This window comes from Leucobacter denitrificans (assembly GCF_014396385.1).
Taxonomy (GTDB): domain Bacteria; phylum Actinomycetota; class Actinomycetes; order Actinomycetales; family Microbacteriaceae; genus Leucobacter; species Leucobacter denitrificans.
On the sequence record NZ_CP060716.1, the window covers coordinates 570,831 to 585,359 of the forward strand.

Consider the following 14,529-nt stretch of genomic DNA (forward strand, 5'->3'; position numbering starts at 1 on the left):
CACGATTAGTGCTGCTGCGCCTCACCGTGCTCGCGAGCGTATGCGGCTGCCTTCTCGGCATGGCGGTTCGCGACATCGCGGAATGAGTACGTAGCAATCGCTAGAACCACGAAGATCCCGAGCACGATTGCGCCAAAGAGGAATGCAGGCATTGGCAGTTCGTTCACAACGTGGCTGGCACCTTCAGAAGCTGCTGCAATGGTGGCTGCAAATGACATGAAGACCCCTGATCTGTTCTCGAAAGTAAATAGGTTGTTGTTCAGTCTACCGTTATCAGCTAGCGAATCTGCCCAGTGCCACGCACAAGCCACTTCGTGCTTGTGAGTTCTGCAAGCCCCATCGGGCCGCGCGCATGCATCTTCTGGGTCGAAATACCAACCTCTGCGCCGAAACCAAACTCGCCTCCGTCAGTAAATCGGGTGGAAGCGTTCACCATAACCACAGCTGAATCGACCTCAGCGAGAAAGCGCTCGGCATTGGCGAAGTCACTCGTCACAATCGCCTCGGTGTGATGCGTTGAGAACCGGTCGATGTGCGCGATCGCCTCGTCAATCGAGTCGACGATCTTCACACCCATTTCTAGCGCGAGATGTTCGGTCGCCCAGGTCTCATCAGTCGCCGATCGCAGATTTTCCGAAGTGGATCGGGCCCGCTCATCACCCCACAACGCAACTCCGCCGGTCTCGAGAGCGCCCAGAAGCCGCGGCAACAAGCGCTCTGCGGCATCTTTGTGCACAAGCAAAGTCTCGGCCGCGTTGCACACGCTAGGCCGGTGCGTCTTCGCGTTCACCACGATGGACTCGGCCATGTCAGCATCGGCGCTTGCATCTACGTACACGTGCACGACTCCAGAACCGGTCTCGATCACCGGTACCGTTGAGTTTTGAACAACGGAAGCAATGAGGCCCGCGCTACCACGCGGAATAAGCACATCAATGAACCCGCGCGCACGCATGAGTCGCTCGGCGCCATCACGCCCAAACTCATCAATGGTTTGCACAACGTCGCCATTCAAGCCAGCTGCAGAAATCGCATCTTGAATGAGCTTTACGAGCACTGCATTGGACTGCTCCGCCGCCGATCCACCGCGAAGCACCGCGCCATTGCCACTCTTCAATGCGAGCGCAGCGATATCGACCGTGACATTAGGCCGCGCCTCATAGATCGCCCCGACGACACCGAATGGCACCCGCACCTGATTGATCGTGATGCCGTTCGCCAGCTTGCTACCGCGTACGACCTCACCAACTGGGTCCGGAAGCGCAATGACATCTCGCACCGCGCTCGCGAGACCACGAATGCGTTCTTCAGTGAGGGTGAGCCGATCGAGTAAGCCCTCGGCCATATCGCTCTGCACTCCCCGTTCAAGATCTTGCCTATTCGCGGCGACGATCTCAGCGACAGAGTTTTCGATTGCCTGCGCAATTGACTCGAGAGCTCGATTCTTTGCACCGCTTGTAGCGGTCGCTAGCCCCTTAGAGGCGCTCCGGGCGCGCGACAACAGTTGCATAAAGGCATCATCGTGAGACATGCCCCCAGTGTACCGACTAGAGCGGCCCCGGACCTGCCTCGAAGTGTGTCCCGTGATCCGCACCTTCAAGCACAGGCGCAAAAAGCTTGGTCTCGGTGAGCAGCACGGTCACCGCAGCCTCGGCAGCAAGCCTCGCCGCCTGAACTTTGGTCGCCGCTCCCCCTGTACCCCATCCTGACTGGCTGGCACCGATCTCGATACCTTCTAACACGTCGCCGAATGACACAAACGGGATTCGCTTGGCCCCTGCGACCGCAGGCGGGGCCGTATATAGGGCATCAACATCTGAAAGAAGTACGAGGTGATCCGCTTGCACAAGACGGGCCACCAGCGCGGCGAGCATGTCATTATCGCCGAAGCGGATCTCGTGCGTTGCGACCGTATCGTTCTCGTTGATAATCGGCAGAATACCGAGGCTCAGCAGGCGCTCGAGCGAGCGCCGAGCATTTCCTCGGTGGGTTGGGTTCTCGATATCGTTCGCGGTGAGCAGCACTTGGCCGGCAATCAGGTCGTGGGTGCTGAGCGCGCGCTGATATCGGTTGACGAGAATGTTCTGACCCACAGCGGCAGCGGCCTGCTGCGTTGCAAGATCGTCTGGCCGCTCCTCAAGCGAGAGAAACGGGACACCGGTTGCGATAGCGCCGCTCGAAACGAGGATGACCTGTGCGCCTTCTGCGCGTAGACGCGCAAGTGAGTCAACGAGTTTTGGAATCTGCGCCGCGTTCTCACCGCTAACCGATGAGGATCCAACCTTGACGACTATGCGTCGTGCGCCAAGTAGCGCTTCTCCCAACGGTTTCACTGCCGAATCACTCATTCCTCCGACTCCCACAAACCGGCCTTGCGCTCTTGCTCCAGCTCCTCCCGAGCCGCAGCCTTTGCATCCATCCTGTCGTGATACGCGGTGCGCCGCTCCTTGTTTGTACGCCGCTCGCTCGCATCAATGCGATTATCGCTGCCACGAACACCGACCTGCACTTCGGCCGCACTCGTAATCGATGGCTCCCAGTCAAAGACGATGCCAGCGCCCGGCCCGATCACCACGGTTGAACCAGCTGTGGCACCTGCCTTCACCAGGGCATCTTCGATGCCGATCTTCTGCAAGCGATCTGCAAGGTATCCGACAGCTTCATCGTTCGCGAAGTCAGTCTGCTCGACCCAGCGTTCGGGCTTCTCTCCGAGCACCCGGTAGAGCGTGCCGTAAGTGCCGCCCTCTGTGACAATTCGGAATCCCGCTCGATTGTCAACTGGTTTCGGGGTGAGCACGATTCGCTCCGGCTTCGCCTCCTCCAAAAGCCGCTCGGCTCGTGCAGCCTCCACCAGTTCTGCGAGCGCAAACTTCAATTCACGAAGTCCCTCATGCGAAACCGTGGAAATCTCAAATACCCGATACCCCTCTGCTTCGAGCTCTGGACGAATAAATTCCGCGAGCTCGCGGGCCTCGGGCACATCGATCTTGTTCAAGGCGACAAGTTGCGGGCGTTCGAGCAATGGAATTTGCCCCTCGGGCACCTCGTATGCAGCAAGCTCCGCACGGATTATCTCGAGATCTGAGAGTGGATCACGCCCGGGCTCGAGCGTGGCACAGTCGAGCACGTGTAGGAGCGCACTGCAACGTTCCACGTGTCGCAAGAAGTCGAGCCCTAAGCCTCTCCCCTCGCTCGCGCCCTCAATCAGGCCAGGCACATCGGCAACGGTGAACCGGTGGTCTTCCACCTCCACCACACCAAGGTTTGGGTGAAGCGTCGTGAAGGGATAGTCAGCGATCTTCGGCTTCGCCGCGCTCATCGCTGCGATCAGACTCGACTTACCTGCCGACGGGTACCCCACGAAAGCTACGTCAGCGATGGTCTTGAGCTCGAGCGTGACCGAACCGGACTTGCCAGTTGTGCCAAGCAGTGCAAAGCCCGGGGCTTTACGTTTCGCGCTCGCTAACGCGTGGTTTCCGAGCCCACCGAGCCCTCCTTCTGCCGCGACATAACGCATGCCTGGCTCATCGAGGTCAATAAGAGTTTCACCGGTGTCGCTCTTAACAACAGTTCCCACGGGAACTGAGAGAACGAGATCTTCACCAGTCGTGCCGGCCCGGTAATCACCAGCACCATATCCCCCGTTTTCGGCGGCGCGATGAGGCCGACGGTGGTACTCGAGCAGGGTCGTAACCTGTGGATCGGCAACCAGAACTATGCTGCCGCCGTTCCCCCCGGCCCCGCCATCGGGGCCAGCTAGTGGTTTGAACTTCTCTCGTCTCACAGAGACGCAACCATTGCCACCTCGTCCGGCCTGCAGATGCAACTGCACCTGATCCACAAAGGTCACCATGAATGTTCCTCTTTCGCTCGCGAAGCCGCAACCATACAAATTCTATTTCACTGATTCTCGGCCAGATACGACAAAAGGCGAGCCGAAGCCCGCCTTGCCGATGCCGATCGCGTGTTACGCGGCAGCTACGATGTTGACGACCTTGCGGCCACCCTTTGCACCGAACTCAACTGCTCCGCCAGCAAGCGCGAACAGTGTGTCGTCTTTGCCGCGACCAACGTTGACGCCTGGGTGGAAGTGGGTGCCACGCTGACGAACGATAATCTCGCCTGCGTTCACCTGCTGGCCGCCGAAGCGCTTCACGCCGAGGCGCTGCGCGTTCGAGTCGCGACCGTTCTTGCTCGAGCCTACGCCCTTCTTGGATGCCATGAGTCTCTACTCCTTTGAGGTTTGAAAGTCTGCTACTTGATGCCGGTGACCTTGAGGCGCGTCAAATCTTGACGGTGCCCCTGGCGGCTCTTGTAACCGGTCTTGTTCTTGTAACGCTGAATGACAATCTTCGGCCCACGGAGGTCGTTGAGAACCTCGGCGGTAACCTTCACCTTGGCGAGTGCCTTGGCATCGGTCGTGACCTTGTCACCGTCAACGAGCAGCACTGCTGGAAGCTCGACATTACCCTTGGCGTCGCCAGCTACTCGGTTGACAGTGATGATCGAACCAACCTCGACCTTTTCCTGCCTACCGCTTGCGCGTACTACTGCGTAAACCACTTGGTCACCCATCTCTTGAGAATCTTCTTATCGTGCCGAATCGCGAACTCGTCACGATCGAAGCCATATGCGCCACTCTCCGCCACCGAAGCGGGTAGGCACAACGATCAATAATAACTCGAACTATTCGTTTCGGTCAAATACAGTTCCGCGTGTCAACCTGCCCTATTTCGACTGCGTGCGAGCATCGAGGGCGTCAAGCAGCAATTGTTCAGGACTCACGGCCGCATCCGGTGCCGTTTCTGCTGGCGGAGTCGAAACTTTTACCTCACTCGACTGAGTTGTCGCAGGCGCGCCCGCACGCGAACTCGCTCTCCGGCTCCGTGATTTCGAGGCGCCCGCAGGAGGCGCGTCAGGGAGAGCATTCAGCACGCTATCGAGCACGTTCGTGAGCTGTTCTGGCTTTTCAGTAACCTCACTCGGTTCCTCAGACTTCGGCGCCGTGATCGTCGAAGCTGCCACCTGGGCGAGCATGTTCTTTGCGCCGTCAGTGATGGCGTGAGTTTGAGTCTTTGGATCGGCGGACGATTTATTTGCGGAACGCTTCGAGCGACCGCTGGACTCGCTACGGTGCTTGTGCACAGGCTCATGCTGCACGATGACACCACGGCCAGCACACACCTCACACGGTTCGCTAAATGATTCGAGGAGACCAAGGCCCAACTTCTTTCGAGTCATCTGCACGAGTCCGAGCGAAGTCACCTCTGCCACCTGATGCTTCGTGCGATCGCGGCCGAGGCATTCGACGAGGCGCCGAAGCACGAGGTCTCGATTCGACTCCAGCACCATGTCAATAAAGTCGATCACGATGATGCCACCGATGTCGCGCAAGCGAAGCTGGCGCACGATCTCTTCGGCCGCCTCGAGGTTGTTCTTCGTTACAGTCTCTTCAAGGTTGCCGCCTGCACCCACGAACTTACCCGTGTTAACATCGACGACGGTCATAGCTTCGGTTCGGTCGATGACAAGCGATCCACCCGATGGCAACCACACCTTACGGTCGAGCGCCTTGACGATCTGTTCGGAGACCCGATATTCGTCAAAGATGTCGCGATCTCCGTCGTAACGCTCTACGCGCTGCATAAGGTCAGGTGCCACGTTCGACAGGTAGTTCTCGATTACCTGGTGAGTTTCCTCACCGGCAATCGTCATGCGGTGGAAGTCTTCATTAAAGACGTCGCGCACAATCTTGATGAGCATGTCTGGCTCAGAGTGAAGCATGACCGGGCCGCCACCCTTTTCGGTGCGGGCCTGGATCGACTCCCACTGCTTCGTGAGCCGATGAACATCGTGAGTCAATTGGTCTTCACTCGCACCCTCAGCTGCGGTACGCACAATAACGCCAGCACCGTCAGGAAGTACCTGCTTGAGGATCTTCTTGAGTCGGGCGCGCTCGGTATCAGGCAGTTTGCGTGAAATGCCATTCATGGCGCCGCCAGGCACAAACACCAGGAAGCGGCCGGGAAGCGAGATCTGGCTCGTGAGCCTTGCGCCCTTGTGCCCGACAGGATCTTTCGTAACCTGCACGAGTACTTGGTCGCCGGGCTTCAGAGCGTTCTCAATTTTTCGTGCAGTGTTGCCGCCCTCAAACTCTGACCAGTCAACCTCGCCGGAGTAGAGAACCGCATTGCGGCCCTTACCAATATCAACGAATGCGGCTTCCATGCTCGGCAGCACATTCTGTACGCGCCCGAGATATACGTTGCCAATTAGTGACGACTCGCTTGAGCGGGCGACATAATGCTCGACCAGCACCTTGTCTTCAAGAACCCCAATTTGAATGCGGTCTGCCGTGGTGCGCACGATCATCTCTCGATCCACCGATTCGCGGCGCGCGAGAAACTCAGACTCGGTGATGACTGTGCGCCTACGCCCCGCATCACGACCGTCACGGCGACGCTGCTTCTTGGCCTCTAGTCGCGTGGATCCACGAACTTTTTGCGGTTCTGTAATGACTGGCGCCTGACGCTGCGCGCGCGAGGAATCATCGTCGTCATGATCTGCACCGTTGCCAGTTGTGCGACGTCGGTTTCGGCCACCACCGCTCTCGCGGTTAAAGTCCTCCCGGTCTCGATTACGATCAGAGCGATCACGATCGCGATCCGAACGATCTCGCGAATCATTGCCCGGGAACTGTTGGTCAAGAATATCGTCGAGACGCCGGAACTCACTTCGACGCGGCCTCGGCTGCACCGGCGGGACATCAGGCGCGAGGAAGATGAGTCGAGTTGTCGCACGGAAGCGCTGCTCTGGACTCATTTCTGCGAGTGGAAGTACGAGCGGGAGCCCGTCTGACGGGACCTTCTTCGCGTCCTCCTCCGGAGCTGCAGTTTCAGAAGCCACTGATTCTTCGGTTGATTCCTCAGAAGACGTGCCTACTGGCTGTGCTGACGAATCTGTCTCGGGCTGCGAAACCACACCCTCATTCTCATTGGGTGTCTGTTCTTCGGTATCTTTTTGTGTATTCACCATCGCTGGTGTGCTCCTTTAACCGCGAAACAATTGTTCCGCGAAAACCTAAATTGTGTGCGGTGTATCACCGCGAATCCCTCTGTTGCCTGAATCACCAGGCGCTCGGCTCCCGCCGAAGATCGCCACGGGGCGATCGAAGACTTGACGTCGATGTAACCTTCTTAGCGTTATCGATCGGTTACCATTATGTCACGGTCACCCGAGTCCCCGCACGATCATGTTGCGTGGCGTAATGTCTCAGGTTACGGAGACTAGGATTTCGCTTATGACAAACACCGAGATTGCACCGAGCAAATCGACTGGGTTTGCGCTCTTTTCTATCCTGCTGGGAGCGGTGGGCTTATTCGCCGCGTTCGAGCTTGCTACCGAATACATCAAGACGCTGAAGAACTCTGACTACGTTCCCAACTGCGAAGTTTCGGTACTCGTCACCTGCGGCCCGAACATGGATTCTTGGCAGGGCTCACTCTTTGGTTTCAGCAACACCATTCTCGGCCTCGTGGCGTTAGTTGCCCCAATCGCGGTTGGTGTCGCTCTCCTCGCTGGAGCTCGCTTTGCCGCCTGGTTTTGGTGGATCTACCGCGCAGGTTTGCTTCTCGGCGTCATATTTATCTTTTGGCTCGCCTACCAGAGCATTTTCGGACTCGGTACGCTGTGCCCCTGGTGCATGGTTGTCTGGACCGTGATGATCCCGCTCTTCTTCGGCACCGCATTCAGGCCCGAAGCGAAGGGGTATGTGCCTGCCTCGCCTGCAGTGCAGCGAGCCTTCACCTCCCTGAATTCGTGGGCCTGGGTGCTCGTTTTGCTTGCCTACATCCTCATCGCCGCGGTCGCCCAGTTCCAACTGAACTGGTTCGCTGAGTTCGGCCGCTAAATCTCGCCGCTAACTCTGTCGGGTGAGCTGCTGCCAAAGTTCTTCCACCTGGTGGATCGTGTGGTCTTCAGTGCCTGATGTATCGATAAGCACATCAGCTATCGCGCGTCGCGCCTCATCGCTCGCTTGATTAGCGATGCGCTGGCGCGCTTCGTCTTCGCTCATACCGCGCAGTTGGATCATGCGCTGCACGCGGAGCTCTGCCGGCGCATCCGCGACAACAACCGCATCAAAATTCAGGTCCTCTGACGCATTCTCAATGCCAGCTTCAACAAGCAGAGGCACTTCGTACACCACTACGCTGTCGAGATCGTTCTGGCGAGCCCGATCAATGCCGGTCACCAGCAATCGGCGCACTTCCGGGTGCACAATTGTGTTGAGGTCATTGAGTGCCTCTGTGTCGTTGAACACGATTGTTCCGAGGGCCGCCCTATTGAGTTCGCCGTTTTCACTCAATACATCACCACCGAAACGTTGCGTAATGAGCTCGAGACCCGGAGATCCAGGTTCGACGGCCTCACGCGCGAGCTGGTCTGCATCGATGCGAACAGCTCCGAGCTCTTCGAGCTTCTTGCCAATGGTGCTCTTGCCTGAGGCGATGCCTCCGGTTAAGGCGATAAGTTGCATACGATCCACACTAGCGCGACCGTAAGCTAGTAACGGAGGTGATCGCATGCTCGAGATCGTCACAGGACTTTCGCTCGCTGCTGCCGCGGGCCTGAACGCTTATATTCCGCTCCTGGGAATTGGCTTGCTTGCACGATTTACCCCCGTCATCGATCTCCCCGACGCATGGTCGTGGATCGCGAACGAATGGGTACTCGGGATCCTTGGCATCCTGCTCGTTGTTGAACTCGTTGTCGACAAAGTTCCCGCACTTGACTCAGTAAATGACGTTCTACAAACGATTATTCGACCAACCTCGGGTGGACTCGTGTTCAGCGCCGGTTCGGCAAGCGATACCGTCGCAGTCACCGACCCAGAGGCGTTTGTGAACTCCGCCGCATTCTGGCCGTTCGTCATCGGGGTGGTTATTGCGCTCGTTCCGCACATCTTCAAGCTTGTCGCGCGACCTGTCGTGAATCTCACGACTGGGGGCGCCGGCGCAGGCGTGATGAGCGCAATCGAGGACATTGCCGCAGTGATCGTAACAATCCTCGCAGTGGTTGTACCACTACTCGCGCTTGCAATGATTGTCGGCTGCATCATTCTTATGGTTCGCGCGATACGCAAGATGCGCAAGCGACGTGCTGCGCGTAGCGGCCAGCAACCGATCACCGAAAGTTGAAATAGCTCTGGAGAAAGCTAAAGGCCCGGCTCCCATTGGGAACCGGGCCTTTGACTTGAATGCTTAGTTGCCTTCGAGCTGTGCCTTCAGTGCAGCAAGTGCCTCGTCGTCAGCGAGTGCGCCAGCCGAAGCTGCGTCGCTCGAGAAGCTCGACGATGGCGCCTCAGCAGCAGGTGCGGCAGCGAGCTCGGTGAGCATCGCAGCAACCTGCTTCTTGTGCGCTTCCCAACGCTCCTGGGCAGCAGCGTATTCCTGCTCCCACTTCTCGCGCTGCGACTCGAAGCCTTCCTTCCACTCCTGGGTCTCAGGGTCGAAGCCTTCTGGGTACTTGTATTCGCCGTTCTCGTCGTACTCGGTGGTCATGCCATAGAGTGCAGGATCGAACTCGGTACCTTCTGGGTCGACACCCTCGTTTGCCTGCTTGAGGCTGAGCGAGATGCGGCGACGCTCGAGATCGATGTCGATGATCTTGACGAAGACCCCTTGGCCGGCCGAAACAACCTGCTCAGCGAGTTCAACGTGCTGGCCCGAAAGCTCTGAGATGTGCACGAGGCCCTCGATGCCATCGGCAACGCGAACGAATGCGCCGAATGGAACAAGCTTCGTGACAGCACCTGGAGCGATCTGTCCGATGGCGTGGGTACGTGCAAAGACCTGCCAAGGGTCTTCCTGCGTTGCCTTGAGCGAGAGCGAAACGCGCTCGCGATCGAGCTCAACCGAGAGCACCTCAACGGTGACTTCCTGGCCGACCTCGACAACGTCAGATGCGTGCTCAATGTGCTTCCACGAGAGCTCGGAAACGTGAACGAGACCGTCAACTCCACCGAGGTCAACGAATGCACCGAAGTTGACGATCGACGAGATGACGCCCTTGCGCACCTGACCGGGCTTGAGGTCAGCGAGGAACGACGAGCGGGTTGCCGACTGGGTCTCTTCGAGGAGTGCGCGGCGCGACAGCACCACGTTGTTGCGGTTCTTGTCGAGTTCGAGGATCTTTGCCTCGATCTCCTGGCCAAGGTACGGCGTGAGGTCGCGAACGCGGCGAAGCTCGATAAGCGATGCTGGGAGGAAGCCACGAAGTCCGATGTCAACGATGAGTCCACCCTTGACGACCTCGATTACGGTGCCGGTAACGACGCCCTCGGTCTCCTTGACCTTCTCGACATCGCCCCAAGCGCGCTCGTACTGAGCACGCTTCTTCGACAGAATCAGGCGACCTTCCTTGTCCTCCTTCTGGAGCACGAGTGCCTCAACCGAATCGCCAACATTGACTACCTCGTCGGGGTCAACATCATGCTTGATGGACAGCTCGCGTGAGGGGATAACACCCTCGGTCTTGAACCCTACGTCGAGGAGTACCTCGTCGCGGTCAATCTTCACCACGGTGCCCTCGATGAGGTCTCCGTCGTTGAAGGACTTAATGGTCAGTTCGACCGCTGCAAGGAAGTCGTCGGCTGAGCCGATGTCGTTAATCGCGACCTGCTTGCTCTCGGTCGTTGTGTTCGTCATGAAATTGGTCTCCAGAATGGACATGGTATTCAGGTGGGTACGTGCCGAATCATAGGATTCGAAATGGTTCGACTCCAAGAAACGCCCCACACGTGGACATGGTTGAGTCGCCACAAATGTGACACCCCAGTCTACCCCCAGATTCGCCACATTCTCAACCCGAAATCTATCGCCTTCATTTGTCATGGCTAGGCTGTTGGCGTGCCGCCTCGTTCCCCTCTCCCCCAGCGCAACGGTCTCGACCCCGCTTGGCTACGCACGCCGAACCGAGTCCGTGGCGAGTTGCCCGAGTGGCAGTTGATGCGCGACTGGCTACATTCGAGGGTGCCGTACGAAGCGAATGTGGATCAGATGATCTCCGACTCGCGCTTCGTATACGAAGATGGATCAGCGCTCAGACGAGGCGATCCATACACTCCGCACACGTTTGTTTGGTTTCATCGCGATCTCCGCGAAGAAGCGACGGTACCTGGCGCGATCCACATCGTGCACAGGGACGAGCGACTTGTCGTCATAGATAAGCCACCGTTCTTGTCTTCGATCCCACGCGGGCGACATGTTCTACAAAGCGTCGTTGTGCGGATGCGGGCAGAGCTCGGACTCACCGAACTCACGCCGGCACACAGGCTCGATCGCGTCACCTCCGGATTGCTCGTACTCACTACTGAGCAACGGTGGCGTGGCGCATACCAATCGCTCTTCCAGAACCAGCAGATTTCAAAGATTTACCGTGCTGTGGCTCCCCTTGATCCACACCTCAAATTACCCCTTCAGGTACAAAACCACATTGCAAAAGAGCACGGCATTATGCAGGCAGAAGTCGTTCCTGGAGCACCTCCGAACGCGAGGACCTTGGTCGAACTCGAGTCAGATCTCGGTGACGGTTTCGGTGTCTACCGCCTCACGCCCAAAACGGGGCGCACCCACCAATTGCGGCTTCATCTCAACGGGCTCGGAATTCCGATCGTCGGCGATCCGCTCTATCCGGTTCCGACAGGGTCAGAAATCGATGACTTTTCGACGCCTCTGCAGCTGCTCGCGAGCGAACTTTCATTCGTGGACCCAATCGACGGATCCACACGAAAATTCACAAGTCAGCGTTCACTTCCGCTGAAGTCCGAACTCACAGGCGATTAGTGAGCGGCGGCGTTCCAGTTCGGACCATAACCGAACTGAACTTCAAGTGGGACTGAGAGTGTTGCGGCACCAGACATGCTTTCATGAACGATTGTCTCGAGCGCCTCATTCTCACCCGCCGCAACCTCGAACATGAGCTCATCGTGAATCTGAAGCAGCATTCGAGACTTAAGCCCTGCCTCTCCCATGCGCCGCTCCACCTCGATCATCGCAAGTTTGATGATGTCGGCCGCAGATCCCTGGATCGGCGCGTTGAGCGCCGCCCGCTCTGCGTTTTCACGAAGGATTCGGTTCGGACTCGCAAGATCGGGAAATGGCCTACGCCTACCAAAAATCGTCTCGGTATAGGTATCGCGCTTCGCCTGCTCGACAACAGATCGAAGATAGTCGCGCACTCCCCCAAATCGCTCAAAATATTCTTCCATAAGCTGCTTGGCTTCAGCCGCAGAAATGGTGAGCTGTTTTGAGAGCCCAAACGCAGAGAGGCCGTACGCGAGGCCATAGGACATCGCTTTGACCTTCGCACGCATCTCACTCGTGACGTCAGCTGGTTCTACTCCGAAGATGCGCGAGCCGACAAACCGGTGCAGATCTTCGCCCTGATTGAATGCTTCGATCAGTCCTTTGTCGCCCGAGAGATGCGCCATGATGCGCATCTCGATCTGAGAGTAGTCGGCAGTGAGCAATGTGTCGTACTCGGGAGCATGAATAAATGCCTCTCGAATACGTCGGCCCTCTTCGGACCGCACCGGAATGTTCTGCAGATTCGGGTCGGTTGATGCCAATCTGCCTGTGCTGGCACCAATCTGCACGAGGGTCGTGTGGATCCGCTGTTCTTCGGGCCGCACAGCCTTGATGAGCGTCTCAACGATTTGGCGGAGCTTATTTGCATCTCGGTGCGCGAGCAGGGCGTCAAGAAATGGATGCGGGTTCTTCTGCTGCAAGTCAGACAGCGCCGCGGCGTCTGTCGTGTAACCAGTGCGTGTCTTACGCGTTTTTGGCATATCAAGCTCTTCAAAGAGCACCTGTTGCAGCTGCTTGGGCGACGAGAGGTTCACCTCGTGCCCGATTGCGTCGAACGCACGCTGCGCAAATCCGGCCACTCGCTCCTTGAGCTCTGCATCGTGCGCTTCGAGCAGCGGGAGATCGATCGCCACTCCCCTCGACTCCAGCGCCGAAAGAATTGGAAGAAGCGGCAACTCAATGTTCTCGTAGACGTCGAGTGTTCTGCCCTCAAACCGCTCAACAATTGCCGCGTGCACGCGAACGATAAACCAGGCAAGGTGTTCGGGTGTCGCTATTGACCCCTCTTCTGGCACGAGTTGATTCGGATCCCCCTCAGGAACCTCTTCACCGAGATAGCGAAATACAGCCTCTGCAATGGTCTTCTCGGGTGCAACCGGGCGGAACATCCATGCGGCGAGCAATGCATCGCCCGCGATTCCACCAATTTCGACCCCAACCAAACGCGCAACATTGATCTGCGCCTTCGCATCGAAAAAAATCTTCGGCGCATCAGACGCGAGCCACGCCTCAAACTGCGCATAGTCACGCCCACCGGGCTGCCAATCGAGCGTTACCGTGCTCGTTGGTGTCGCAAGACCGACCTGAATCACCTCACCGTGTTCCACAAAGTGGACAGCAGGTCGGTCTACTTTTGAAAGCCAGTCACCGAGTTCCTCATCAATGAGTAGCTTGACGACCGGGAGCTCGCTGTCACTCGATGCCGAAGTCGGTGTGCCTGTCGGAACTTCGACTCCTGCAAGTTTCGCGACGCGCTGCAATAGCGTGCGGAACTCGAGCTTTGCGAATACCTGCTGCACTGCCCCCATATCAACGTCGCCTCGCTTGAGGTCGCTGATCTCGAGCGGCAGCTCGACGTCACGCACCAAACGGTTGAGTTTACGGTTACGAACCGCGAGATGCGCGTGCTCTCGTAGGCTCTCACCGACCTTGCCACCGATCTCATCTTGGCGCCTGAGAATCTCGTCAAGCGAACCAAACTGGTTGATCCACTTCACGGCAGTTTTCTCGCCGACGCGCGGCACGCCAGGAAGATTGTCGCTCGTCTCACCCACCAGAGCAGCGATCTCTGGGTACTGCTCAGGGCGCACACCGTACCGTTCCATGACACGCTCTGCGTCGTATCGAGTGAGTTCGCTCACGCCCTGTTTCGACGGGTACAGCAGCGTCACGTTGTCATCTACAAGCTGGATCGTGTCACGATCACCGCTCACAACGAGCACCCGATATCCCTCAGCCGGCCCACGCGTAGCCAACGTCGCGAGAATGTCGTCAGCCTCGAAGTTTTCTTTCTCAATCGTGGTGATTCCCATCGCGTGCAACGCTTCTTGCAACAGCGGAATCTGACCTTTGAACTCGGGCGGCGTCTCGCCTCGTGTGCCCTTGTACTCTGGGTACTCCTCGGTTCGGAACGAATGCCGGGATATATCGAACGCAATGGCAATTGAGTCAGGTTGTTCGTTGCTCAGCAGGTTGATGAGCATTGATATAAAGCCGTGGATCGCGTTCGTATGCTGACCGGTCTGAGTTTGAAAACTATCTACCGGCAGGGCATAAAATGCGCGGAACGCAAGTGAATGGCCATCGATGACCATGAGGGTAGGCTGCTGAGTGTTATTCGACACGCACCCAGCCTACAAGGCTGGTCCGACATTGAAAGAGT

General features: G+C 57.7%; 13 protein-coding genes. 3 read left to right on the forward strand and 10 right to left on the reverse strand.

Translation table 11 applies throughout. The features are described 5' to 3' along the window. Positions 1-5: 5 nt before the first annotated feature. From H9L06_RS02730 to H9L06_RS02760, 7 genes are all read right to left on the reverse strand, one after another. Positions 6-218, reverse strand: a complete 213-nt coding sequence (locus H9L06_RS02730; protein ID WP_187555740.1) for a hypothetical protein — start codon at positions 216-218, stop codon at positions 6-8. A gap of 59 nt (positions 219-277) precedes the next feature. Then, positions 278-1,531: a glutamate-5-semialdehyde dehydrogenase gene (locus tag H9L06_RS02735; protein WP_187555741.1), complete on the reverse strand. Its 1,254-nt coding sequence runs from the start codon at positions 1,529-1,531 to the stop codon at positions 278-280. A 16-nt stretch (positions 1,532-1,547) separates the two neighbouring features. Continuing rightward, positions 1,548-2,348 (reverse strand): glutamate 5-kinase, encoded by an 801-nt coding sequence (proB, locus tag H9L06_RS02740; RefSeq protein ID WP_187555742.1) that lies wholly within the window; start codon positions 2,346-2,348, stop codon positions 1,548-1,550. Further along, positions 2,345-3,853 carry a GTPase ObgE gene (obgE, locus tag H9L06_RS02745; RefSeq protein ID WP_187555743.1) on the reverse strand — a complete coding sequence of 503 codons (1,509 nt, stop codon included), beginning with the start codon at positions 3,851-3,853 and terminating at the stop codon, positions 2,345-2,347. Before obgE ends, proB begins: the two co-directional genes overlap by 4 nt. A gap of 114 nt (positions 3,854-3,967) precedes the next feature. After that, positions 3,968-4,222, reverse strand: a complete 255-nt coding sequence (rpmA, locus tag H9L06_RS02750; protein ID WP_187555744.1) for a 50S ribosomal protein L27 — start codon at positions 4,220-4,222, stop codon at positions 3,968-3,970. 32 nt (positions 4,223-4,254) lie between these two features. Further along, positions 4,255-4,563, reverse strand: coding sequence for a 50S ribosomal protein L21 (rplU, locus tag H9L06_RS02755; RefSeq protein ID WP_187556311.1), 309 nt, complete (start codon positions 4,561-4,563; stop codon positions 4,255-4,257). 165 nt (positions 4,564-4,728) lie between these two features. Continuing rightward, positions 4,729-7,035: an Rne/Rng family ribonuclease gene (locus H9L06_RS02760; protein WP_246454461.1), complete on the reverse strand. Its 2,307-nt coding sequence runs from the start codon at positions 7,033-7,035 to the stop codon at positions 4,729-4,731. 265 nt (positions 7,036-7,300) lie between these two features. Between H9L06_RS02760 and H9L06_RS02765 the strand changes: the two genes are divergently transcribed. Then, the gene (locus H9L06_RS02765) at positions 7,301-7,909 is read left to right on the forward strand and encodes a vitamin K epoxide reductase family protein (RefSeq protein ID WP_187555745.1); all 609 of its coding nucleotides are present in this window, start codon (positions 7,301-7,303) and stop codon (positions 7,907-7,909) included. A 9-nt stretch (positions 7,910-7,918) separates the two neighbouring features. Here the strand turns inward: H9L06_RS02765 and coaE are convergent, their stop codons facing one another. Next, a complete protein-coding gene (coaE, locus tag H9L06_RS02770; RefSeq protein WP_187555746.1) occupies positions 7,919-8,536 on the reverse strand; it encodes a dephospho-CoA kinase in 618 nt (205 codons plus the stop codon). Positions 8,537-8,582: 46 nt separating this feature from the next. Here coaE and H9L06_RS02775 point away from each other — a divergent pair, with 46 nt between their 5' ends. Further along, complete coding sequence (locus H9L06_RS02775; protein ID WP_187555747.1) at positions 8,583-9,197, forward strand: DUF4126 domain-containing protein; 615 nt, start codon at positions 8,583-8,585, stop codon at positions 9,195-9,197. 63 nt (positions 9,198-9,260) lie between these two features. Here H9L06_RS02775 and rpsA read toward each other — a convergent pair whose 3' ends face one another. Continuing rightward, a complete protein-coding gene (gene rpsA / locus H9L06_RS02780; RefSeq protein WP_187555748.1) occupies positions 9,261-10,706 on the reverse strand; it encodes a 30S ribosomal protein S1 in 1,446 nt (481 codons plus the stop codon). A 201-nt stretch (positions 10,707-10,907) separates the two neighbouring features. On the opposite strand from rpsA, the gene H9L06_RS02785 reads away from it, so the two are divergent. Next, a complete protein-coding gene (locus H9L06_RS02785; protein ID WP_187555749.1) occupies positions 10,908-11,843 on the forward strand; it encodes a pseudouridine synthase in 936 nt (311 codons plus the stop codon). Here the strand turns inward: H9L06_RS02785 and polA are convergent. Then, positions 11,840-14,461, reverse strand: coding sequence for a DNA polymerase I (gene polA, locus H9L06_RS02790; protein ID WP_187556313.1), 2,622 nt, complete (start codon positions 14,459-14,461; stop codon positions 11,840-11,842). The two genes, H9L06_RS02785 and polA, sit on opposite strands and share 4 nt — an antisense overlap. Positions 14,462-14,529 lie beyond the last annotated feature (68 nt).

Bases quoted from the DNA above. Each gene is read 5' to 3' on its own strand.
- H9L06_RS02735 (WP_187555741.1), bottom strand. From the start codon at position 1,531: ATGTCTCACGATGATGCCTTTATGCAACTGTTGTCGCGCGCCCGGAGC.
- coaE (WP_187555746.1), bottom strand. From the start codon at position 8,536: ATGCAACTTATCGCCTTAACCGGAGGCATCGCCTCAGGCAAGAGCACC.
- H9L06_RS02765 (WP_187555745.1), top strand. From the start codon at position 7,301: ATGACAAACACCGAGATTGCACCGAGCAAATCGACTGGGTTTGCGCTC.
- obgE (WP_187555743.1), bottom strand. From the start codon at position 3,853: ATGGTGACCTTTGTGGATCAGGTGCAGTTGCATCTGCAGGCCGGACGA.
- H9L06_RS02760 (WP_246454461.1), bottom strand. From the start codon at position 7,035: ATGGTGAATACACAAAAAGATACCGAAGAACAGACACCCAATGAGAAT.
- polA (WP_187556313.1), bottom strand. From the start codon at position 14,461: ATGGTCATCGATGGCCATTCACTTGCGTTCCGCGCATTTTATGCCCTG.
- H9L06_RS02775 (WP_187555747.1), top strand. From the start codon at position 8,583: ATGCTCGAGATCGTCACAGGACTTTCGCTCGCTGCTGCCGCGGGCCTG.
- H9L06_RS02730 (WP_187555740.1), bottom strand. From the start codon at position 218: ATGTCATTTGCAGCCACCATTGCAGCAGCTTCTGAAGGTGCCAGCCAC.
- proB (WP_187555742.1), bottom strand. From the start codon at position 2,348: ATGAGTGATTCGGCAGTGAAACCGTTGGGAGAAGCGCTACTTGGCGCA.
- rpmA (WP_187555744.1), bottom strand. From the start codon at position 4,222: ATGGCATCCAAGAAGGGCGTAGGCTCGAGCAAGAACGGTCGCGACTCG.
- rpsA (WP_187555748.1), bottom strand. From the start codon at position 10,706: ATGACGAACACAACGACCGAGAGCAAGCAGGTCGCGATTAACGACATC.